This window comes from Kitasatospora sp. NPDC059673 (assembly GCF_042734215.1).
Lineage (GTDB): Bacteria > Actinomycetota > Actinomycetes > Streptomycetales > Streptomycetaceae > Kitasatospora.
Window position 1 is genome coordinate 45,003 of record NZ_JBHWEN010000006.1, and the last position, 21,648, is coordinate 66,650.

20 protein-coding genes and 2 riboswitches are annotated in these 21,648 nt (G+C 70.5%); of the genes, 7 read left to right on the top strand and 13 right to left on the bottom strand.

What is annotated here, in order from left to right:
• The 6 genes from ACFV18_RS09580 to ACFV18_RS09605 form a co-directional block, all read right to left on the bottom strand.
• A complete protein-coding gene (locus ACFV18_RS09580) occupies positions 1-1,155 on the bottom strand; it encodes a hypothetical protein (protein ID WP_380481081.1) in 1,155 nt (384 codons plus the stop codon).
• 128 nt (positions 1,156-1,283) lie between these two features.
• Entirely contained in the window at positions 1,284-2,324 is a 1,041-nt protein-coding gene (locus tag ACFV18_RS09585; RefSeq protein WP_380481084.1) for an NlpC/P60 family protein, read from the bottom strand.
• Between the two features lie 212 nt (positions 2,325-2,536).
• Positions 2,537-3,601, bottom strand: coding sequence for an NlpC/P60 family protein (locus ACFV18_RS09590; protein ID WP_380481087.1), 1,065 nt, complete (start codon positions 3,599-3,601; stop codon positions 2,537-2,539).
• A gap of 10 nt (positions 3,602-3,611) precedes the next feature.
• Positions 3,612-3,793: riboswitch (cyclic di-AMP (ydaO/yuaA leader) on the bottom strand.
• Positions 3,794-4,129: 336 nt separating this feature from the next.
• Positions 4,130-5,164 (bottom strand): NlpC/P60 family protein, encoded by a 1,035-nt coding sequence (locus tag ACFV18_RS09595; RefSeq protein WP_380481089.1) that lies wholly within the window; start codon positions 5,162-5,164, stop codon positions 4,130-4,132.
• A gap of 192 nt (positions 5,165-5,356) precedes the next feature.
• The gene (locus ACFV18_RS09600; RefSeq protein ID WP_380481536.1) at positions 5,357-6,649 is read right to left on the bottom strand and encodes an NYN domain-containing protein; all 1,293 of its coding nucleotides are present in this window, start codon (positions 6,647-6,649) and stop codon (positions 5,357-5,359) included.
• A gap of 304 nt (positions 6,650-6,953) precedes the next feature.
• Positions 6,954-7,220 (bottom strand): hypothetical protein, encoded by a 267-nt coding sequence (locus ACFV18_RS09605; protein ID WP_380481092.1) that lies wholly within the window; start codon positions 7,218-7,220, stop codon positions 6,954-6,956.
• 123 nt (positions 7,221-7,343) lie between these two features.
• Here ACFV18_RS09605 and ACFV18_RS09610 point away from each other — a divergent pair, with 123 nt between their 5' ends.
• Together ACFV18_RS09610 and ACFV18_RS09615 are read left to right on the top strand one after the other, a co-directional pair.
• Positions 7,344-8,174, top strand: coding sequence for a rhomboid family intramembrane serine protease (locus tag ACFV18_RS09610; protein WP_380481094.1), 831 nt, complete (start codon positions 7,344-7,346; stop codon positions 8,172-8,174).
• On the top strand, positions 8,171-8,452 hold the full coding sequence (locus tag ACFV18_RS09615; protein ID WP_380481097.1) for an Lrp/AsnC ligand binding domain-containing protein: 282 nt from the start codon (positions 8,171-8,173) through the stop codon (positions 8,450-8,452). The genes ACFV18_RS09610 and ACFV18_RS09615 overlap by 4 nt, the downstream gene beginning before the upstream one ends.
• Before the next feature lie 7 nt (positions 8,453-8,459).
• Here the strand turns inward: ACFV18_RS09615 and ACFV18_RS09620 are convergent, their stop codons facing one another.
• From ACFV18_RS09620 to ACFV18_RS09630, 3 genes are all read right to left on the bottom strand, one after another.
• Positions 8,460-9,836 (bottom strand): aminotransferase class V-fold PLP-dependent enzyme, encoded by a 1,377-nt coding sequence (locus ACFV18_RS09620; protein ID WP_380481100.1) that lies wholly within the window; start codon positions 9,834-9,836, stop codon positions 8,460-8,462.
• A 47-nt stretch (positions 9,837-9,883) separates the two neighbouring features.
• Positions 9,884-10,001: riboswitch (SAM riboswitch) on the bottom strand.
• Positions 10,002-10,219: 218 nt separating this feature from the next.
• Positions 10,220-11,290, bottom strand: coding sequence for an anthranilate phosphoribosyltransferase (trpD, locus tag ACFV18_RS09625; protein WP_380481102.1), 1,071 nt, complete (start codon positions 11,288-11,290; stop codon positions 10,220-10,222).
• 139 nt (positions 11,291-11,429) lie between these two features.
• Positions 11,430-11,855, bottom strand: a complete 426-nt coding sequence (locus tag ACFV18_RS09630) for a hypothetical protein (protein ID WP_380481104.1) — start codon at positions 11,853-11,855, stop codon at positions 11,430-11,432.
• Positions 11,856-12,180: 325 nt separating this feature from the next.
• Here ACFV18_RS09630 and ACFV18_RS09635 point away from each other — a divergent pair, with 325 nt between their 5' ends.
• The 5 genes from ACFV18_RS09635 to ACFV18_RS09655 all read left to right on the top strand — a co-directional run bounded on the left by ACFV18_RS09635 (position 12,181) and on the right by ACFV18_RS09655 (position 16,901).
• Positions 12,181-12,801, top strand: coding sequence for a heme-copper oxidase subunit III (locus tag ACFV18_RS09635; protein ID WP_380481106.1), 621 nt, complete (start codon positions 12,181-12,183; stop codon positions 12,799-12,801).
• A 91-nt stretch (positions 12,802-12,892) separates the two neighbouring features.
• Positions 12,893-13,714: a c-type cytochrome gene (locus ACFV18_RS09640; RefSeq protein WP_380481109.1), complete on the top strand. Its 822-nt coding sequence runs from the start codon at positions 12,893-12,895 to the stop codon at positions 13,712-13,714.
• 8 nt (positions 13,715-13,722) lie between these two features.
• Positions 13,723-14,778: a Rieske 2Fe-2S domain-containing protein gene (locus ACFV18_RS09645; protein WP_380481112.1), complete on the top strand. Its 1,056-nt coding sequence runs from the start codon at positions 13,723-13,725 to the stop codon at positions 14,776-14,778.
• Positions 14,775-16,433, top strand: a complete 1,659-nt coding sequence (locus ACFV18_RS09650; protein ID WP_380481114.1) for a cytochrome bc complex cytochrome b subunit — start codon at positions 14,775-14,777, stop codon at positions 16,431-16,433. Before ACFV18_RS09645 ends, ACFV18_RS09650 begins: the two co-directional genes overlap by 4 nt.
• 102 nt (positions 16,434-16,535) lie before the next feature.
• Positions 16,536-16,901 (top strand): GntR family transcriptional regulator, encoded by a 366-nt coding sequence (locus ACFV18_RS09655; RefSeq protein WP_380481118.1) that lies wholly within the window; start codon positions 16,536-16,538, stop codon positions 16,899-16,901.
• A 69-nt stretch (positions 16,902-16,970) separates the two neighbouring features.
• Here ACFV18_RS09655 and ACFV18_RS09660 read toward each other — a convergent pair whose 3' ends face one another.
• The 4 genes from ACFV18_RS09660 to coxB form a co-directional block, all read right to left on the bottom strand.
• Positions 16,971-18,242 carry an Ig-like domain-containing protein gene (locus ACFV18_RS09660; RefSeq protein WP_380481121.1) on the bottom strand — a complete coding sequence of 424 codons (1,272 nt, stop codon included), beginning with the start codon at positions 18,240-18,242 and terminating at the stop codon, positions 16,971-16,973.
• A 170-nt stretch (positions 18,243-18,412) separates the two neighbouring features.
• A complete protein-coding gene (locus ACFV18_RS09665; RefSeq protein WP_380481124.1) occupies positions 18,413-18,829 on the bottom strand; it encodes a cytochrome c oxidase subunit 4 in 417 nt (138 codons plus the stop codon).
• A complete protein-coding gene (gene ctaD / locus ACFV18_RS09670; RefSeq protein WP_380481125.1) occupies positions 18,826-20,601 on the bottom strand; it encodes a cytochrome c oxidase subunit I in 1,776 nt (591 codons plus the stop codon). The genes ACFV18_RS09665 and ctaD overlap by 4 nt, the downstream gene beginning before the upstream one ends.
• Positions 20,598-21,455, bottom strand: a complete 858-nt coding sequence (gene coxB / locus ACFV18_RS09675) for a cytochrome c oxidase subunit II (protein ID WP_380481128.1) — start codon at positions 21,453-21,455, stop codon at positions 20,598-20,600. Before coxB ends, ctaD begins: the two co-directional genes overlap by 4 nt.
• Between the last annotated feature and the right edge of the window lie 193 nt (positions 21,456-21,648).

The window sequence follows — 21,648 nt, forward strand, 5'->3', positions numbered from 1 at the left end:
TCAGTCCTTCAGGGCGGCCACCGCGGCCGTCCAGTCCTTGGTGAACTCGGCGACACCGAGGCCGAGTTCGGACCGGAAGGCGCGCTCCAGGCCGCCGGCGCCGTTCTGCCCGACGGCCCGGTAGAGCGCCACCAGCCGGTCCGGCCCGTACCGGCGGGCGATCAAGTCGCAGGCCAGCCAGGACAGTTCGTAGGCCTGGGAGATGCCGGCCGAGCCGGCGGTGAACGCGTCGTCGGTGGGCAGCCCGGCCGGCATCCGCCCGGCCCGGACGTCCTTGGCGAGTTCGGGGGCGATCTGCCGGGTGGTCCGTCCGGTGCCCTGGTAGCCGGTGTAGTCGGCGACACCTTCCGAGAGCCACAGCGGGGTGCACGCCTTGGTGTCGGCCCGGGTGGCGACATGGGTGGCCTCGTGGGTCACCACCACCCGGCGGCCGAGCTCGCTGAGCTGCCGGTACGCGTCGGGGTTGACCACGACCCGGTCGGCGGGGGTGTGCGTCGGCGCGCCGCCGACCGCCAGGGTGACTGCGGCTATGCCCTGGTACGCGTCCGCCGAGACGTCCATCCGGCGGGCGAACTGCTGGACGGTGAGCGGCAGTTCGAGCAGCAGCCGACCAGGCTTCCAGGGGCCCCAGACGCCTTCGACGGTGGGCATCGCACGGTCGGCGAGCGCGGCCAGGTCGGCCAGTTCGCCGTCCTCGCCGAGGCCCAGCACCAGGCTGTGCCGCCCGGTCGCGGTCCGGACGGTGCCCAGGTCCCAGGGCGCCACCGCGCCGGTGGGCACCTCCCGCAGCACCCGCCAGCCGGCCGGCTCCCGCTGCAGGTCGATCTGCCGTTCCAGCAGCGCCGGGTAGTCGTCCACGCCGGTGATCCGGTAGCCGAGTTCCGCGCCGACGGTCAGCCGTTCGGCGCCGGGCGCGGGCTCGGTGAACGTGGTCAGCCGCAGCGTGTACTCGGTGAAGCGGATCGCGGCGGTACGGACGAGCAGGTCCCGGTCGGCCTCCTCGGCGCCCGCCGCCGTCGGCAGCCCGCCGGGGTCGCGCAGCAGGATCGCGGCGGCCCGCCGTGCCAGCACCTGCGCCACGGCGTCCCGGACGCCGGACTGCACCGGCGGTCCGGGCGGGGCGGCGGCCGGACCGGTGGGCCCGGCGGGAATCACCCGGGGCAGCGAGAGCTGGGCCGCGCACCCGGCGGCGACCAGCAGGGCGGCGCGCCGGGACGGCGAAGCACCGGCCTGCCGCGGCGCCGGGGCCTGCGGCAGGTCGGTGACCAGGGGCTCGTGCTGGTTCAGACCCGCACCACCGAGTTGACCGGCATCGCGCTGACGCTCTCGTAGCGGACCCGGGCGCCGGGGTGCGGCGCGTGCACGACGACACCGCCGCCGGCGTACATGCCGACGTGGTGCCTGTCCTTGAAGAAGATCACCAGGTCTCCGGGCCGGGCTTCGGCGAGGCTCACCCGCCGGCCGGCCGAGGCCTGTCCCTGCGAGGTCCGCGGCAGGGTCACTCCGGCCTGCCGCCACGCCCAGTACATCAGACCGGAGCAGTCGAACGTGCTGGGGCCGGTGGATCCGTACACGTACGAGGATCCGATCTTCGAGACGGCTGCGTTCAGCGCGGCGGCGGCGCGGTCGGAGGCGGGGGGCTCGTTGCCGAGGTCGAACCGGCCGGCGCCACGGGCGGCGCGGGCGTCGTCGTCGTAGGCCAGCCGGTCGCGGTCGGCGGCGGTGAGGCCGCCCAGCAGCTGCCGGGCCCGGGCCAGGCGGGCGCGGACTTCGTCCTTGGCGGCGGCCAGCCGGTGCCGGGCCTGTTCCAGTTCGTCGAGCTTGACCGTGGTCTCCTGACGGCGCTGCTCCAGCCGGCGTTGTCGTTCGTGCAGGTCGCGCAGCGTCTCGTTCTGCCGGGCGGTGGCCTGGCCGAGGGAGCGGGCGCCGGCCAGGTAGGACGCCGGGTCGTTGTCGAGCATCAGCCGCAGGGTGGGATCGAGGCCCTGGGCGCGGTACTGGGCGGCGGCCACCGCGCCGAGGTCGGCGCGCAGCCGGTTGAGCTCGTCCTGCCCGGCGGCGACCTGGGTCTGCAGGGCGCCGGCCTCGCGCTGCAACCGTTTCTGCTGCTCCTGGGCGGCGTTGTACCTCTCGGATGCCTGCTCGGCCTCCTCGTACAGCTGGTCGACCTGCGCCTTGACGTCGGTGCGGTCGGGCGGATCGGCCGGGGCGGCGGCGGCCGGGGCGACGCCGAGGTGGATCGCGCCGGTCGCGGCGGCGGTGAGTGCCAGGGCTCGGGCGAGGCGTTGGACACCGGGCAGTGGGGGGCGACGGTGCACGGGCACGTGCGACGACTCCGTTCCTGCGCTCCGGCCTCCGCCGCCGCCCGCGGGTCGGGCGGCCGTCCGCACGGGGGGCCGGGGCAGAGGTTAGCGAGTCGGACGGATTCAGTCCAAACCCTGACAACTTCGAATATTCGACCGCGAATCGGACACCGGAACGAGAGCGGCCCGACACCCCTTGCGCGGGGTGCCGGGCCGAAGGCTCCGAGCGGCCGTCAGATCCGGACGATCTTGTTGATCGGCATCACGGTGGCGGACTCGTAGCGGACCTGCGCACCGGTGTGCGGGGCGTGCACGATCTGCCCGTTGCCGACGTACATGCCGACGTGGTGCTGGTCGCCGTAGTAGATGATCAGGTCACCCGGCTTGGCGTTGGCGATGTTGGTGCCGAGGCTGGTGCCGGCGCCCGCCTGGGCCTGCGAGGTGCGCGGGATCGAGACACCCGCCTGGGCGTACGCCCACTGCATCAGGCCGGAGCAGTCGAAGGTGGTCGGGCCGGCCGCGCCGTAGGAGTACCAGCTGCCCAGCTTGGACAGCGCGGCGTTCATCGCGGCACCCGCGTAGCCGGCCGGGGCCGGGGCGCTGAGGTCCGTGCGGGTGCTGTCGCCGCGGGAGGCGCGCTCGGCCTGGCTGCGGGAGGAGTCGGCGGCCTTGGCCTCGGCTGCGGCGAGCTCGTCGCGCTCCTTCTGGGTGAGCGTGTTGAGCAGCTCCCGCGCCTGGGCCAGCTTGGACTGGATGTCCTCCTTGTCGGCCTTGAGGGCCTTCGTGGTGGTGTCCAGTTCGGCGAGCTTCTGCTCGGCCTCCTTGCGCTGCCCGTCGAGCTTGGCCTGCTCGGCCTTGAAGCTCTTGAGCAGGTCGGACTGGGTGGCGCCGACCGTGTTGAGCGCACCGGCCTGCCCGAGGAAGTTGTCCGGGTTGCTGGAGAGCATCAGCTGCATGGTCTGCGGGATGCCGCCGTTGCGGTACTGCTCGGCCGCGATGGTCGCCAGGCGCTCCTGAACGGTGGTCACCTGGTCCTGCTGCCGGGCCAGCTGGTCCTGCAACTGGGAGACCTGCTTCTGCAGGTTCTGCTGCTTCTCGACGGAGGCGTTGAACGCCTCCGTCTTCACCTCGGCCTGCTCGTTGAGCTGGTCGACCTGCTGCTTGACCTGGTCCTTGGTGGGCGCCGGGTCGGCGTGCGCACCACTCTGGGCGGACAGCGCGACGGCGGTGGCGGCAGCGGCAGTGAGAATCGAGACCCGGGCACGGCCGACGGGCTTGGGACGGCGATGGGACGCCACGAAGGCGGACTCCTTCTTCCTCACACCGCCTACCGGGTGAGCTGACGGGTTCGGGCCGGAAGAGATGCCCTACAGCGCCTCACCGGCCACTGTCGCGGCCGACCTGGCGCCGATTCACCCCGGGGGAACGTGGTTCCCCGGCTCCGTTCGACAGCACCCCCGCAGGGGTATCCCCGTCGGCGGATCTCGTTCTGACGATCCGCCCGCTGCGTCACGGACTCGGCGGCGACCCCCACCGTCGCCCCCCTTGGGCGATCGACTCTGCGGCGGTCGAACTATGACCCTAGTAACCGATCCGTGATCCGTTCAAATCCTTGTCGGAAAAAAATCTGAATCTGAGTCAATTTCGATTACGAATCTGACCGAACGTAAGGGATCCGTTGCACAGTGCGTAGCATTTCCCACCGCCCACCCGAAAAACGCGACGCCCGGACGTGTTCGAGATCACAGCAGGATCTCGACCCGCCCGGGCGTGTCACAGCGCGTCAATTGTCGCCCTGAAGGGCGTATGTCCGGTTTGTCGGGCCGTCAGACCCGACGGATGGTCGAGATCGGCATGGCGTCGACCTTCATGGTCTTCACCACGTCACCGGTGTGCGGCGCGTGCACCACCATGCCGTTGCCGATGTACATGCCGACGTGGTGCCGGTCGCCGTAGTAGACCACCAGGTCGCCGGGCTGGGCGTTGTGCCAGTCGGTGCCCACGCTGGTGCCGTAGCTGCCCTGCGCCTGCGAGGTGCGCGGCAGCGAGACGCCGGCCTGCGCGTACGCCCACACCATCAGGCCGGAGCAGTCGAAGTTGCTCGGGCCGGTCGCACCCCACACGTACGGCGCACCGCGCTTGTCGAGCGCCTTCTGCACCGCGATCCCGGCGTAGCCGCCGGCCTTCGGAAGGTTGGCCAGGTCGACCCGCTCGGCACCGCGCGAGGCCGCGCCGTCGCCACGCGTGATCGACAGCCGGTCGGCGGAGGAGAGCTGGTTGAGCAGGCTCTGCGCCTCCTCCAGCTTCTTCTTGACCTCGTTCTTGGAGTCGTTCAGCGCCTGGGTCTGACCGTCCAGCTCGGCCAGGACGGTCGCCGCCTCCTGCTTCTGCTGGTTCAGCCGGCGCTGCTGGTCGTTCAGCGACTTCAGGGTGTCGGCCTGGGTGCCGGCGGCCTGGTCGAAGGAGGACGCCTGGTCCAGGTACTTGTCCGGGTCGGCGGAGAGCATCAGCTGCATCGACGGGTCGACGCCCGCGTGCCGGTACTGGTCGCCCGCCACCGCCGCCAGCCCGGAGGCCAGCTCGTTCAGCTGCTCCTGGCCGCGGGCCAGCTGGTCCTGCAGCTGGTCGGCCTGCTTGCGGAGCTGGTCGGCCTTCTCCTTGGCACCGTTGTACCTCTCGGCCGCCTGCTCCTGCTCGTCCATGAGCTTGTCGACCTGCGCCTTGATCTCGTCCTTGTTCGGCTGGGCCGGCGCGGCGTGCGCGCTCACCTGGGCCGACAGGGCGACCGCGGTCGCGGCGGCAGCGGTGAGCACGGTCACCCGGGCGCGACTCGGCTGCTTGGGACGGCGGTGGGAGGCCAAGGCGGTGCTCCTTCTTCCTCTGGACTCACCCGTTAGAGCGATAGTCCGGAATATAGGTTTGACGCCAGACCCTAGTGAAGTCCCTACCTCCGCGTCCACTCCCGGGGGGCTCCCGGATTCGCTTCTCCGCCCCTCTTCACCACACCGACACACTCCGGACGCCCCAATGACGCTGAGCGCCCGTCAGCACGTTCAGCTGCGCGACAGCCGGTTCAGCAGCAGAACCGAGGCCACCGGGCGGGCGCCGGCCTTGCGCACCCCGTCCGCGACCTCCTTGTCGGCGGAGACCACCACCACCGGCCGGCCCTGCGGCTCGGCCCGCACCAGGCGGCGGATCAGCTCGTCCGCGGTCTCCCCGGTCCGGCTGAACCGGACCCGCACGCCGCGCGGCGGGGCCATGATCACCGGAACGTCCAGGTCCTGACCGTCGAACACGCAGGTCACCTCGGCCTGGGTTCGCTGGGCCAGCATCGCCAGACCGCCCAGCAGCCTCAACCGCTGCTGCTCCAGCGGCAGTTGCGGGTACCCCGTCTTGGTCACGTTGTAGCCGTCCACCACCAGGTGGACCTGCGGAATGGCCAGCAGCTGGTCCAGCAGCGCCGGGTCGTCCTCGGCCAGGCCGCGCCGGGCCACGTCGTGCGGCGAGGCCGATCCGGGCTCCACCGCCTCCACCAGGTCGGCCGGGCGCAGCGCCGTCACCGGCAGCGCCAGCTCCCGCTGCAGGCCCTGCGCGGACTGCAGCACGGTGTCCAGCAGCAGCCGCAGCCGCATGTCCTCGACGCTGCGGCCCTCCCGGGCGGTGCGCCGCCCGGTCTCCACGGCGGCCTCCAGCTCGGCGACCCGGTGCCGCAGCCGACGGGCCTCGATCTCGGCGGCGCCGCGCTCGGCCGCGGCGGCGGCCCGGGCGGCCTCCAGCTCGGCGGCCAGCCGGCGGCTCTCGGCCTGCGCCCGACGGGTGTCGGCTTCCAGCGAGCGGACCTTCTTGCGCAGCGAGTCGGCCTCCCGGCGCACCCCTTCGGACTCGGCGCGGTGGCGCTCCAGTTCGGCGCGGGCGGCGGTACGGGCCTCGGCCAGCTCCTCCTGGAGCTTCTCGGCCAGCCGGGCGGCCTCGGCGGCGGCGCCTTCGGCGTCGACCCGTTCGGCCTGCTCGCCGGCCTCCTCGACCAGCCGGGCCCAGCCGGTGGGCCGTACCAGGTAGGCGGCGGCGGCCACGTCCATCGGGTCGGCGGCGGCCGGTACGGTGCCCGCCTCCAGGGCGCGTACCAGGTCGGGCTGGCCGAGCCGCAGCCGCTCGGCTATCCGCACCCGGAACGCCGGGTCGGACTCCAGCGCGGCGGCCAGCGCGGTGGCCGCGTGCTTGGCCCGCCGGGCGGCGGTGAACTTGGCGTACGGGCGCAGCGCGGCGGGCAGTTCGCCGGGGGCGATGCCGCCGAGCGCGTCGGAGGCGATGCCGACCACCCGGCGGCGCACGCCCTCGGGCAGCACCCGGCCGGCCGTGTCACCGCCGGCCTCCTCGGTGGCCGCCTCGGCGCTCTCGACGGGGCCGGTTTCCGGATCGACCGGAGCGTGCGCGGTCCCGTCCGTGCCCGCGGGCGCGTTCGCTGCCTCCGCCACTGTTCTCGGCTCCGATCCTGGTCCGGGCGGGCCCCGGCGGGTGCCGGGGGCGTTGGTGTCCGCCGCTGCTTGCAATTGTCCCGTCTACCGTGCCGCACCGACAGCACCCCACCGACGAGTCCGCCCCGCGCCCCGGTCCGGGGCGCGGACGGGGACGCGGGGCGGTGGAAGTGCGTCAGCCCTGCGCGGGGTCGCCGTCCGTGGGCTCCTCGGCGCCCGGGCGGGCCACCAGCTCGACCTGGTCCACGGCGTTGCACCAGCGGCAGCGCACCGACTCGATGGTCTCGGCGAGCACCTGGGTCTCCTCCACCTTCGACTCGCCGGACAGGTCGAAGTGCAGGAAGTCGATCACCCGGGCGGACCGGGTGACGTCGAAGCGGGTGAGGTTGCCGCACAGGGTGCAGCGCCAGCGGGTCTCGGCGGTCGGCGCGGCAATGGTCATCAGTGGTCCCTCTCGACTGGTCCCCGTTTACGGGCCTCCACCCTATTGCCTGTGCCTGGGCGGCCGGGTCACCGGTCCACTGCCCGGACGCTCACCCGATCGGAGCAGCGCCCGGTGTCGTGGGTGCGCCCCCGAGGAATGCTCACCGGCATGGTGCTCTCCGCCCCCGCCCGGGCCGGTTCGCCGACGGCCGGGGGGACCGCCCGCACCCCGGTCGTCGCCCATCTGCTGATCGCGCTGTCCGCGCTGGTCCTGGTGGCCGGCCCGGCCGGCCTGAACCCGGTGTACGGCAGTGGTGACGCCCGGATCTGCGCCGAGCAGCGCTACGAGCACCGCTGGGGCGCGGTGCCCGCCGAGCTGCTGAGCGGCCGGCCCCTGACGGCCGAGCAGCTGTCCTCGCTCGCCCCGGCGACCCCGGGCTGCGCGCTGCCGCCGACCCCTTCCAAGATCCCCGAACTCTCCGTCCTCACTTCGCTGTTCGTCCACGCGGGATGGCTGCACCTGCTGGGCAACCTGCTGTTCCTGTTCGTCTTCGGCCCGGCCGTGGAGGCCCGGCTGGGCCGGATCCGCTTCCTGACCGGCTACCTGGCGATCGGCTACCTGGCCACCTACGGCTACGCGGTGGCCGAGGAGCACACCGCGGACGGGATGCGCGCCCTGGTCGGCGCGTCCGGCGCGATCGCCGGGGTGCTGGGCGCGTACCTGCGGCTGTGGCCGAGGGCACGCGTGACGGTGCTGGTGCCGGTCCTGCTGTTCCTGCCGCTGCGTTTCCCGGCCTGGCTGGTGCTCGGTCTGTGGTTCGCGCTGCAGTGGTGGTCCGTCAGTTCCGGCGGCAGCGGGGTGGCCTATCTGGTGCATGTGATCGGCTTCGTGACGGGCTGGCTGTTCGCCTGGGCCGCCCGTCCGGCGGGCGATACCCTGGGCGCACCTTCTCGAACAGGAGTTGCTCAGTGATCACCGCGATCGTCCTCATCAACACCAGCGTCGACCGGATCCCCGAGATCGCCGAGGCGATCGCGGCCATCGAGGGTGTCAGCGAGGTCTACTCCGTCACGGGCACCTACGACCTGGTCGCGATGGTGCGGGTCCGCAACCACGAGGATCTGGCCGACGTGATCCCCGGCCGCCTCAACAAGGTCCCGGGCGTCTCCAACACCGAGACCCACATCGCCTTCCGCACCTACTCGCAGCACGACCTGGAGGCCGCGTTCTCACTCGGCCTGGGCGAGTAACCGGCGCTCAGCGCCCCAGGCCCCGGTCGATCCGCTCGGTGGCGACGCAGCGCCCGCCCTCGTTGCGGTAGCTCCACCGCGCGCCGTCGGTCACCAGGTCCCGAACGGCCGCCAGGAACCGGTCCAGGTGCTCGACGGGGGTACCGGCGCCGAAGCTGACCCGGATCGCGTTCAGGCTGCGCTCCCCCGGCAGCGACGGCTCGGGCGCCCCGCACTGGCCCGGTGCGGCGTCCTCCCCGCCCAGCAGGGTCCGCACCAGCGGGTGCGCGCAGAACAGCCCGTCCCGCACGCCGATGCCGTACTCGGCGGACAGCGCGGCCGAGAAGTGCGAGCTGTTCCAGCCCCGCACCACGAACGACACCACGCCGACGCGGTCGGAGCCCTCGCCGAACAGGCTCAGCACCCGCACCTCGGGGATCGCCGCCAGCCCCTCCGTCAGCTTCGCCACCAGCGCCCGCTCCCGGGCCTCCAACTCCTCGAAGCCCGCCTCGGTGAGCGCCCGGCAGGCCGAGGCGATCGCGTAGGCGCCGATCACGTTCGGCGAACCGGCCTCGTGCCGGGCCGGGCCGGTGTGCCACTCCACCGCCACCGAGCCGTCCAGCTCCCGGGCCACCGTCCGGCTCGCCCCGCCGCCGGCCAGGTACGGCTCCGCCGCGTCCAGCCAGTCCGACCGCCCGGCCAGCACGCCGGCGCCGAACGGCGCGTACAGCTTGTGCCCGGAGAACGCGATCCAGTCGACGTCCAACTCCCGTACCGAGACCCGGTGGTGCGGCGCCAGCTGGGCCGCGTCCAGCACCACCCGGGCGCCGTACCGGTGCGCGACCCCGGTCAGTTCGCCGACCGGCCACAGCTCGCCGGTGACGTTCGACGCCCCGGTCACGCAGAACAGCTTCGGCCCCTCGGCGGCCCCCAACAGCGCCTCCTCCAGCGCGGCCACCGCCTCGGCGTGCGAACGCGGCGCCCGCAGGTAGCGCACCGTCAGGCCCTCGCGCCGCCACGGCAGCAGCGAGGCGTGGTGCTCGGTCTCGAACGCGAACACCTCGGTCCCGGCGGGCACCACCCGGGCCAACAGGTTCAGCGAATCGGTGGTCGCCCGGGTGAACACCACCTGGTCGCCGTCCCGCAGCTCCAGGAACTCCGCGACGGTCCGCCGGCTCTGCTCGAACAGGTCCGTCGACAGCTGCGACAGGTACCCGGCCCCCCGGTGCACGGACCCGTAGTACGGCGCGTACGCCGCCACGTCCTCCCACACCCGGGCCAGCGCCGGCGCACTCGCCGCGTAGTCCAGCGCCGCGTACCCGACCTTCTCCCCCGACGCCAACGGCACCTCGACGTCCTGGCCCAGCACGGCCAGCGGCGCACAGATCTCGGCGGTCACGGACATGGATGCACTCCTCCACAGGGTAAGGACCCCGGGGTGCATCAACCGGAAGTCCGCGCTTGCCGCGCGGACGAATCGCCACGCAGCCCGGTCCTCACCCAGGGCACCCCGCCACGGACGGAGGGTTGCCGGACAGCAAGCTGGGGCTTTGCGCTGCCACTCATGACCTGCGCAAGACCATACACGAGCCCCCAGTTGACTCAAGTCCCGCGCCACATACTGAAACCACCCCACAGTTCGCGCCCTGCCGTCCGCGCCCCGCCAGGGGCGCGTGGGGGCACTTCCCGGCCCGCCAGGGCCGGGGGAGAACTGCGCGGGCAACCACCCACCAACGGCAAGGTCCGCCCGAGGAGGTCAACTCCCCACCCCGGGCGGACCGTTGACGCTCACTGTGTCGCGTCGGCCCAGCGCTTCAGCAGCTCCCCCGCCGCCCCGGAATCGATCGCCGCCGCCGTCCGCACCATTCCCGCCGCCAGCTGCTCGCTCAGCGGCGCATCCGTCAGCTCCAGCGCCACCAGCGCGGCGGCACTGTTGAGCAGGACCGCGTCCCGCACCGGCCCCCGCTCCCCATGGAGCACCCGCCGAGCAACCCCCGCGTTGAACTCCGCGTCCGCACCTCGCAGCGCCTCGATCCCGGCCAGCTCGATGCCGACCTCGCGCGGATCGAACCGGGTCTCGGTCACCCGGCCGTCCCGGACCACCCAGACGTGGGACGTGGTGGTGATCGTCAGCTCGTCGAGTCCGTCGTCACCCCGGAACACCAGTCCCTGTCCGCCGCGCCGGGCCAGCACTCCGGCGATCAGCCCGGCCAGCCGGGTGTCGAAGCAGCCGACCGCGTGGGCGCCGACCTTCGCGGGGTTGGTGAGCGGGCCGAGGATGTTGAACACGGTGGGGACGGCGAGTTCGGCGCGGGCCTGCGCGGTGTGCCGCATCGAGGGGTGGAACCTGGCGGCGAAGCAGAAGGTCAGCCCGACCTCCTCGGCCACCGCCGCGACCCGCCGGGCCGACAGGTCCAGGTTGATGCCGAGCCGCCCGAGCACGTCCGAGGAGCCGGACGCCGAGGAGGAGGCCCGGTTGCCGTGCTTGACCACCTTCGCGCCGGCCGCCGCGGCGACCACCGCCGACATGGTGGAGATGTTGACGGTCTTGGCGCGGTCGCCACCGGTGCCGACGATGTCGACGGCCGGCCCGGGGATGTCCAGCGGTACGGCGTGCGCGTACATCGCCTCGACCAGGCCGGAGATCTCCTCGACCGTCTCGCCCTTGCCGCGCAGCGCGATCAGGAAGCCGGCCACCTGCACCGGGCTGGCCTCGCCGCTCATGATCCGGTCCATCGCCCAGGCGGTGTCGGACTGGGCGAGGTCCTCGCCGCGGAGCAGGGCGCTCAACAGGTCGGGCCAGGTGCGGACCACCTGCGCGGGGTCGCTACCGCCGTTCGCAGAGTGCACGTTCACCATGGCCGTCTCCAGCTCTCGTCTTGTCGCAGAGGAATGGAGTCAGCCTATCGAGCGAGCGGGGACGGCCGCCCTGCCTTGCCGTCCCCTTCTCTCCAGTTGAGACGCCGCTTGAGACGACCGGGGCCGCCGGGCGGACCGGTCAGCGCACGGCCGGTGCCCGCCGGGCCACCCGGGCCCGCAGCAGCGTGGTCGCGGCGTCGGCCAGCGCGACCGGGTCGACGGGGTGCGAGATCGCCGCGTCGGCCCGGCTCCAGGCAGCCAGCCAGGAGTCCTGCGGGCGGCCGATCAGCACCAGCACCGGCGGGCAGCCGTAGATCTCGTCCTTCAGCTGCCGGGTGAGACCGAGCCCGCCCGCGGGCACCGCCTCGCCGTCCAGCACGCACAGGTCGACGCCGCCCTTCTCCAGGGCCCGCAGCACCGCGGGAGCGGTGGCGCACTCCAGGTACTCCAGCGCGGGGACGTCCCCGGCGGGGCGCGGGCCGAGAGCGAGGGTCACCTGCTCGCGGGTGTTGCGGTCGTCGCTGTAGACGAGAACGGTGAGCGTCTCGTCGGAGTGCTGCGCCATGTCCCCTGCTTCCTGGTGCTCGTCCTCTTATATGTGTCCACTGTGTTCGCGCGGACCGCGACCGCGCGCGGCCCCCGGCCGAACGGCCCAGTGTGACCCGGACCACGTCCTGGGACGGATGCTACTCCGGCGGGCCCGTCCTGAAGAGCCCCCGAGGCGATCTCGCTCAAGCCGCCGCGCCACGGGCTCAGCCCGGCAGCCCAGTTCGCCCACCCGGCCCGAACAACCGTCAGAAAACGGACCGGGGGCGAGGCGGGCATACCTCACGCACCGGACACTCCGAGGGAGACCCCCCGGCGTGAAGACGGAATAAGGGACCGACATAATGTCCGTCGTGGCGACAGCAACAGCAACAGAAACCGGACACGCGCACGGAGCGGTCAACAGGCCGAACCTGGTCAGCGTGGGAACCATTGTCTGGCTGAGCTCGGAGCTGATGTTCTTCGCGGCCCTGTTCGCGATGTACTTCACCCTCCGCTCGGTCAAGGGCGCCGAGTTCTGGCACGAGAAGGCCCATGCCCTCAACGTGCCCTTCTCCTCGGTCAACACCACGATCCTGGTGCTCTCCTCGCTCACCTGCCAGCTCGGCGTGTTCGCCGCCGAGCGCGGTGACGTGAAGAAGCTGCGTTCCTGGTTCGTGGTCACCTTCGTGATGGGCGCCATCTTCATCGGCGGCCAGATCTTCGAGTACACCGAGCTGGTCAAGAAGGACGGCCTGTCGCTGTCCTCCGACCCGTACGGCACGGTGTTCTACCTGACCACCGGCTTCCACGGACTCCACGTGACGGGTGGTCTGATCGCCTTCCTGCTGGTCCTCGGCCGGACCTACGCGGCGCGGCGCTTCACCCACGAGCAGGCCACCGCGGCGATCGTGGTGTCGTACTACTGGCACTTCGTCGACGTTGTGTGGATCGGCCTGTTCGCGACCATCTACCTGATCAAGTAACAGCCGCCCCGCCCCTGACCCGGCGTCGCCTGGACGCGTGGGAGTCGGGGGCAGGCTGCTGCCGACCAGATCCTGACACCGGGGTTATTCCGTGAAAAAGCTCTCCGCACGACGGCGCCACCCACTGGCGGCGGTCGTCGTTCTACTTCTCGCCCTGGCGGCCACCGGGGGGCTGTACGCCGCTTTCGCGCCCGCCGAGAAGGCGCAGGCCGACAGCTCCTCGCAGTCGCTCGCCATCGACGAGGGCAAGAAGCTCTTCGCCGTCGGCTGCTCCTCCTGCCACGGCCTGAACGGCCAGGGCACTTCTGACGGTCCGTCGCTGGTCGGCGTCGGCTCTGCTGCTGTCGACTTCCAGGTCGGCACCGGCCGCATGCCGGCCCAGCAGCCGGGCGCGCAGGTCCCGCGCAAGAAGGCCGTCTACGCCCAGTCCGAGATCGACCAGCTGGCCGCCTACGTGGCCTCGCTCGGCCCGGGCCCGGTCACTCCGACCACGGAGCAGTACCAGCCGTCCGAGGACAAGGTCACCAACGCCGAGCAGGTCGCCAAGGGTGGCGAGCTGTTCCGCACCAACTGCGCCCAGTGCCACAACTTCGCCGGCAAGGGCGGCGCGCTGACCAACGGCAAGTTCGCCCCGTCCCTGGAGGGCGTGGACTCCAAGCACATCTACGAGGCCATGCAGACCGGCCCGCAGAACATGCCGTCGTTCCCCGACACCACCATGCCGGAGGAGCAGAAGCGCGAGATCATCGCGTACGTCCAGAACACCAACAACGCGCCGAACCCCGGTGGTCTCGCCCTGGGCAGCCTCGGTCCCTTCACTGAGGGCCTGTTCGCCTGGATCTTCGGTATCGGCACGCTGATCGTGATCGCGATCTGGGTCGCCGCCCACACCACCAAGGCCAAGAAGTCATGAGCCACGACATGTCAGAGAACCTGCCGGAGGCCCACGACGCCTCCCACGGCGCTGAGGTCGTCACCCACGACGACCCGTTCGCCGACCCGGGCCTGCCGGCCCACGAGCCGCGTCGGACCGACATCGACGAGCGGGCCGCCAAGCGGGCCGAGCGCCAGGTGTCGCTGATGTTCGTGGTGTCGATGCTGGCGACCATCGGCTTCATCGCGTCCTACGCCGCGATCGACGCCGACAAGCTGGTCTACATCTTCCCGCTGGGTCACGTCAGCGCCCTCAACTTCGCCCTGGGCATGACCCTCGGCGTGGCGCTGTTCTGCATCGGCGCGGGCGCGGTCCACTGGGCCCGCACCCTGATGTCGGACCACGAGCTGCCCGCCGAGCGTCACCCGATCGAGGCCTCCGACGAGGTCCGCAACGACGTCATCGAGCAGTTCAAGACCGGTGCCGCGGAGTCCGGCTTCGGCCGCCGCAAGATGATCCGCAACACCCTGATCGGTTCGATGGCCCTGGTGCCGCTGTCCGGTGTGGTGCTGCTGCGCGACCTCGGCCCGCTGCCGGAGAAGAAGCTCCTCAACACCGGCTGGGTCGAGGCGACCCCGGCCAAGCCGATCCGCCTGGTCAACATGAACACCGACCAGCCGATGAAGCCCGAGGACATCATTCAGGGCTCGCTGACCTTCGCCAAGCCGCACGGCCTGGAGGAGTCGGACGAGGACTTCCAGCAGCAGATCGCCAAGGACGCCCTGATGCTCGTCCGGATCGCTCCGGAGGACATCAAGGACGCCAAGTCCGCCGGCCTGGGCTTCGAGGGCATCCTCGCCTACTCGAAGATCTGCACCCACGTCGGCTGCCCGATCTCGCTGTACGAGCAGCAGACCCACCACGCGCTCTGCCCCTGCCACCAGTCGACCTTCGACCTGGCGGACGGCGCTCGCGTCATCTTCGGCCCGGCCGGCCACCCGCTGCCCCAGCTGAAGATCACCACCGATGAGCAGGGCTTCCTGATCGCCACCGGCGACTTCGACGAGCCCGTCGGCCCGAGTTACTGGGAGCGCAAGCGATGAGCACCGCGAGCGGCACCACTGGTGCCTCCAAGCCGGCCAGCACGCGCGCCAAGCCCGCCAACAAGGCCGAGGCGACCGCGGACTGGGTCGACGGCCGGCTGGGGATCTACTCCCTGGCCAAGGCCAACCTGCGCAAGATCTTCCCGGACCACTGGTCCTTCATGCTCGGTGAGATCTGCCTCTACACCTTCATCATCATCATCCTCACGGGTGTGTACCTGACGCTGTTCTTCAAGCCGAGCATGGCGGAGACCGTCTACCACGGTTCCTACCTGCCGCTGAACGGCATCCGGATGTCGGAGGCGTACGCCTCCACGGTCGACATCAGCTTCGAGATCCGCGGCGGTCTGCTGATCCGCCAGATCCACCACTGGGCCGCGCTGGTCTTCGTCGCCGCGATGTTCGTGCACATGATGCGCGTCTTCTTCACCGGCGCGTTCCGCAAGCCCCGCGAGATCAACTGGCTGTTCGGCTTCCTGCTGCTGTGCCTGGGCTTCTTCGACGGCTTCTTCGGCTACTCGCTGCCGGACGACCTGCTGTCGGGCACCGGTATCCGCTTTATGGAAGGCGCGATCCTGGCGGTGCCGATCGTCGGCACCTACATCCAGATGTTCCTGTTCGGCGGCGAGTTCCCGGGCACCGACATCATCCCGCGCTTCTTCACCATCCACGTGCTGCTCATCCCGGGCATCATGCTGGGCCTGCTGGTGGCGCACCTGATCCTGGTCTTCTACCACAAGCACACCCAGTGGGCGGGCCCGGGCAAGACCGAGAAGAACGTCGTCGGCATGCCGCTGATGCCGGTCTACATGGCCAAGGCCGGTGGCTTCTTCTTCCTGGTGTTCGGCATCATCGCGGTGATGTCGGCGGTCGCCACCATCAACCCGGTGTGGGCGTACGGCCCGTACCGTCCGGACCAGGTGTCCACCGACGCCCAGCCCGACTGGTACATGGGCTTCGCCGAAGGCCTGATCCGCTTCATGCCGGGCTGGGAGGTCTCCGTCTGGGGCGGCCACACCCTGAACCTGGGTGTGTTCATCCCGCTGATGCTCTTCCCGCTGGTCCTGGTCGCGATCGCGGTCTACCCGTTCATCGAGTCCTGGATCACCGGCGACAAGCGCGAGCACCACATCCTGGACCGCCCGCGCAACGCCCCGGTCCGCACCGCGCTCGGCGCGGCCTGGATCTCGCTGTACCTGGTCCTGCTGGTCGGTGGTGGCAACGACCTGTTCGCCACTCACCTGCACATGTCGATCAACACGATCACCTACATGGTCCGGGTCGGCTTCTTCGTGGTGCCGGTCGTCACCTTCTTCGTCACCAAGCGCTGGTGCCTCGGCCTGCAGCGCCGCGACAAGGACAAGGTGCTGCACGGCCGCGAGTCGGGCATCATCAAGCGCCTGCCGCACGGTGAGTTCGTCGAGGTCCACGCGCCGCTGTCGCCGAAGGACCTGCACACCCTCACCGCGCACGAGCAGCCCCAGCCGCTGGAGCTGCCCGCCGAGGTGGACGAGAACGGTGTGGCCCGCAAGGCCGGCGTGGTCGCCAAGACCCGGACGAAGCTCTCCGAGGGCTTCTACGGCGAGGGCAACCAGATCGCAAAGCCCACCTCCGAGGAGTACCTGGAGATCACCAGCGGCCACGGCCACCACTGATCCCTAGCTGTCACGCCACGTCAGAACCCCCATCGGCTCCGGCCGGTGGGGGTTCTGGCATATTTCTCCGGCACCGGCCCGGCGCCCTGTTATCTTGACCGGATGCACGTGGCGATCGACCCCCAGTCCTCCACGCCGCCCTACGAGCAGGTGCGCTCGCAGATCGCGGCCCAGGCCCGCACGGGTGAACTCCCGATCGGCCTGAAGCTCCCCACCGTCCGCGCGCTGGCCGAGCAACTCGGCCTGGCCGCCAACACGGTGGCCCGCGCCTACCGCGAGCTGGAGGCGGACGGCGTGGTCGAGACCCGCGGCCGGGCCGGCACCACCATCGCCCCCACCGGCGACACCTCGCACCGCCTGGCGGCCGACGCCGCCGCCGAGTACGCCGCCCGCACCGCCCGCCTCGGCCTCACCCGCGACGAGGCGCTGGCCGCCGTCCTGACCGCGCTGGACGCCGCCCACCGCTGAGCGCACACGGCACGAGGCCCGCCCGGCAGGAGCCTGTGCTCCCACCGGGCGGACCTCACCACGGTGCCGCTACTGCCCCGCGGCCGGTGCGCCGAGGTCGGGAACGGGCGCGGTGTTCGTCTCCGGCCCCGGCTCCGCCGTGTTCACCGGCTTGCCGAGGGCGCTGTGCTTGACGTACTCGTCCCAGTCCACGTTCCAGTCGCCGAAGCCGTTGCCGAACGGCTCCATCTCGTGGCCCATGCTGTTGACCACCTGCACCAGGTCGCCGACCCGGGTGTTGTCGAAGAACCACTTCGCGTCGTCGGTGCTCATGCCGGTGCAGCCGTGGCTGACGTTCTCCCGGCCCTGCGCCCAGGTCGACCAGGGCGCCGCGTGGACGTACTCACCGCTCCAGGTGACCCGGGTCGCCCACTTCACGTCCAGGTCGTAGGACTCGCTGCTGCCGTTCGGTATGCCGATGGTCTCGCCGCTCATCCGGACGTCGGCCTCCTGGCCGAGCACCACCTTGACGCCGTTGCGGGTGTCGAAGCCGGGCTTGCCGGTGGTGACCGGGATGGTCCTGACCACCTCGCCGTTGCGCTTGTACGTCAGCTCGTCGGTGCCCGCGTCGATCACCGCCTCGACCCGGTCGCCGGTCCGCAGCGCCAGGGTCTGCTGGTCGCCTCCGTAGACACCGTCGGCTATCCGGATGCCGGGCAGGTCGTAGGCGAGCTTGACGGTGGTGTTGGCCGGCCAGTACTCCTCCGGGCGGAAGTGCAGGTTCTGGTCGTCGACCCAGTACCAGGCGCCGGTCACGGCAGGCTGCGAGGTGACGCTCAGGCCGCGCTCTATCTGCTGCCGGGCCGCCGGGTCGGTGACCTTCTCGGACAGCGTCACGGTGAGGGGCTGGCCGACGCCGTAGACGCCGCTGCCGGAGCTGTCGGGGCCGAGTTCGGCGCTGACGACGTGCTGCGCGGGCGCGGTGGTGAAGGTGGAGTCGGCCTCGCCGTGGCCGCCCTTGCCGTCCTCGGCGGTGACCTTGACGGTGTATCCGGCGCCGGCCCGGAGCGGGTCGGTGGTCTGCCAGTGCTGCTGGTCGGCGGAGAGCTGTCCGGCGACGGGCTTTCCGTCGGGGCCGGTGACGGTGATCTCGCCGAGCTTGGCGGTGCCCTCCGTGGTGATGCTGAACGCCTTCGCCGGGTCGGCCTTCTCCCCGGCGGCCGAGGTGTGGATCAGCGGTGCCACGTCGATCTGGTGCGCGTTCTTCGCGGACGGGCCGCTGGTGGAACAGGCCGCGGCGGGTGTGATCACCAGCAGGGCGACCAGCGTGGTCCGGGTACTGACTATCCGAGAGCCCTTCAACGGAACCTCCCAGGTTGGAACCTGCCTCGAAGCGTAGGAAGGTGTCACCCCGGTGGCACTCCGGGTAACCCGCGCGGGGGAATTTCGGGGAGGGGCCCCAACGCCGGCGGGCCGGGCACTCCCCGAGGGGAGTACCCGGCCCGCCGTACGGCTTGCTCGATCCGGAACCCTTACTGGTTCTGGTTCTCGCCGCGGTAGAACTCGAAGACCCAGCCGAACAGACCGATCAGCAGGACCGGAATCGACCAGAACAGCAGCCACCAGCCGAAGATGACGCCCAGGAAGGCCAGCGCGCCACCAACAGCCAGGGAGAGCGGCTGCCAGCTGTGCGGGGCGAAGAAGCCCAGCTCGCCGGCGTCGTCCGAGACCTCGGCCTCGGGGTTGTCACCCGCACCGGTGTCCACCCGCTTGGCGGTGAACGCCAGGTAGAAGCCGATGAAGGCGCACAGGCCGAACGCCAGGAACAGCGCGGTCGTACCAGCGGCCTCCAGGCCGTGCTCCGACTTGGTGGTCCACACGAAGTACGTGATGGCGATGGCCAGGGTGAAGACGGCCAGACCCGCGAAGATCTTTCCCTGTTCCTTCATCGGGCGCCACCGTCCTTGCCGTTGCCCAGGGCGCGGCCGTCGTACTGCGCGGGGGTCACACCCTCGAAGTGCTTCGCCATCTCACCGTGGTTCTCGAGGTAGTCCAGCGCGGCGATCTCCGGGTGGTGCAGGTCGAACGCCGGGGATTCCGAGCGGACGCGCGGCAGGGTGGTGAAGTTGTGCCGCGGCGGCGGGCAGGAGGTCGCCCACTCCAGCGAACGGCCGTAGCCCCACGGGTCGTCGGTGTTGACCTTCTCGCCGTACTTGGCGGTCTTCCACACGTTGTAGAGGAACGGCAGCATCGACAGGCCCAGCAGGAACGAGCCGACGGTCGACACCGTGTTCAGCGTGGTGAAGCCGTCGCCGGCCAGGTAGTCGGCGTAGCGGCGGGGCATGCCCTCCGCACCGAGCCAGTGCTGGACCAGGAAGGTGGTGTGGAAGCCGAAGAACAGCGTCCAGAAGGTGATCTTGCCGAGGCGCTCGTCCAGCATCTTGCCGGTCATCTTGGGCCACCAGAAGTGGAAGCCGGCGAACATCGCGAAGACGACGGTGCCGAACACCACGTAGTGGAAGTGCGCGACGACGAAGTAGGAGTCCGAGACGTGGAAGTCCAGCGGCGGGGAGGCCAGCAGAACACCCGTCAGACCACCGAACAGGAAGGTGACCAGGAAGCCGATCGTCCAGAGCATCGGGGTCTCGAAGCTCAGCGAGCCCTTCCACATGGTGCCGACCCAGTTGAAGAACTTCACACCGGTCGGGACCGCGATCAGGAAGGTCATGAACGAGAAGAACGGCAGCAGAACCTGGCCGGTCACGTACATGTGGTGCGCCCACACCGTCACCGAGAGGCCGGCGATGGCGATGGTCGCGGCGATCAGGCCGGAGTAGCCGAACATCGGCTTGCGGCTGAAGACCGGGATGATCTCGGACACGATGCCGAAGAACGGCAGCGCGATGATGTACACCTCGGGGTGACCGAAGAACCAGAACAGGTGCTGCCACAGCATGGCGCCACCGTTGGTCGGGTCGAAGACATGTGCCCCGAACTTGCGGTCCGCCTCCAGGGCGAACAGCGCGGCGGCCAGCACCGGGAAGGCCAGCAGGATCAGCACGGCGGTCAGCAGGGTGTTCCAGACGAAGATCGACATCCGGAACATCGTCATGCCGGGGGCGCGCATGCAGACGATCGTGGTGATGAAGTTGACCGCACCGAGGATGGTGCCGAAGCCGGAGAAGGCCAGGCCCATGATCCACATGTCGGCGCCGATGCCCGGCGAGCGGACCGCGTCCGACAGCGGGGAGTAGGCGAACCAGCCGAAGTCGGCGGCGCCCTGCGGGGTCAGGAAGCCCGCGATCGCGATGATCGAGCCGAACAGGTACAGCCAGTAGGCGAACATGTTCAGACGCGGGAACGCCACGTCGGGGGCGCCGATCTGGAGCGGCATGATCCAGTTGGCGAAGCCCGAGAACAGCGGGGTGGCGAACATCAGCAGCATGATCGTGCCATGCATGGTGAACGCCTGGTTGAACTGCTCGTTCGACAGGATCTGGGTACCCGGCCGGGCGAGCTCGGCGCGCATGACCAGGGCGAGCACGCCACCGATCAGGAAGAACGCGAACGAGGTCGCCAGGTAGAGGGTGCCGATCGTCTTGTGGTCAGTGGTGGTGAGCCACTTGATGATCGCGTTGCCCGGCTTGCGCACGCGAGGGGTCCCCGAGGTGACGGCCCCGGCAGCCCCACCGGCCGCGGCGGGCTCGTTGAGGATGGTCACTTCTGTTCACTACTTCCCGTGGGGAGGATGCCTGCGGGAACCGCGCCGGCCTGGCCCTTGTCGCGGAGTTCCTTCAGGTGCGCCTCGTACTCGTCGTGCGAGACGACCTTCACGTTGAAGAGCATCCGCGAGTGGTCGACGCCGCAGAGCTCGGCGCACTTACCGCGGTAGGTGCCGTACGCGGTCGGGGTCACCTCGAACTCGTTGACCACGCCCGGCACAACGTCCATCTTGAACAGGAAGTTGACGGGCCAGAAGTCGTGGATGACGTCGTTGGAGGTCAGCTTGAACTTCACCGACTCGTTGATCGGCAGGTAGAGGGTCGGAGCCTCCTTGGTGCTGCCGACCTCGTACGCCGCCGTGGTGCTCGACGGGTCGGGGATTTCGCTGTTCTCGTAGTTGAACGCCCAACTCCACTGGAAGCCCACCACGTTGATGGTGTGCTGGGGCTTCTCGGAGACCTTCGTCAGGGTGGACTCGTCGCGCGCGACGAAGTAGAACAGCACCGAGACGATGACGAGGGGGACCGCGGTGTACAGCGCCTCGATGGGCACGTTGTACCGGGTCTGAGCAGGGATCTCCACCTTGGTGCGGCTGCGCCGGTGGAAAATCACGCTCCAGAGGATCAGACCCCACATCAATGCACCAACAACCAGAGCCGCGATCCACGAGCCCTGCCACATGTGAAGGACCAGCGGGCCTTCCTTGGTGACGGGACTGGGGAGGCCAAGCCTGGGCAGGTCGTTGGCCGAGCAGCCGGTGGCGGTCGCGATGACGAGGCCCAGTGCCAGCGCCTGAGGCAGCTTCCGCCGCATCGTGCGCCGCGGCGAGCGGTCGGAGCCGTTGGGACTCACGTAGCGCCTTCCCGAAGTCTCGCCCGCGAACGCACCACCCTCAGGAGTCCGTTGTCTGGTCTCCCCGGCGGTCCGGCCACGGGCACGGTTTGAATGCTTATGCGGGCCAAACGCTACTCCATCCTTATGCGGCACTCACGGGCAGCCCCCGCTAACGCGCCGCCCGGCTACCCGATCAGCCCCCGAGGGGTGA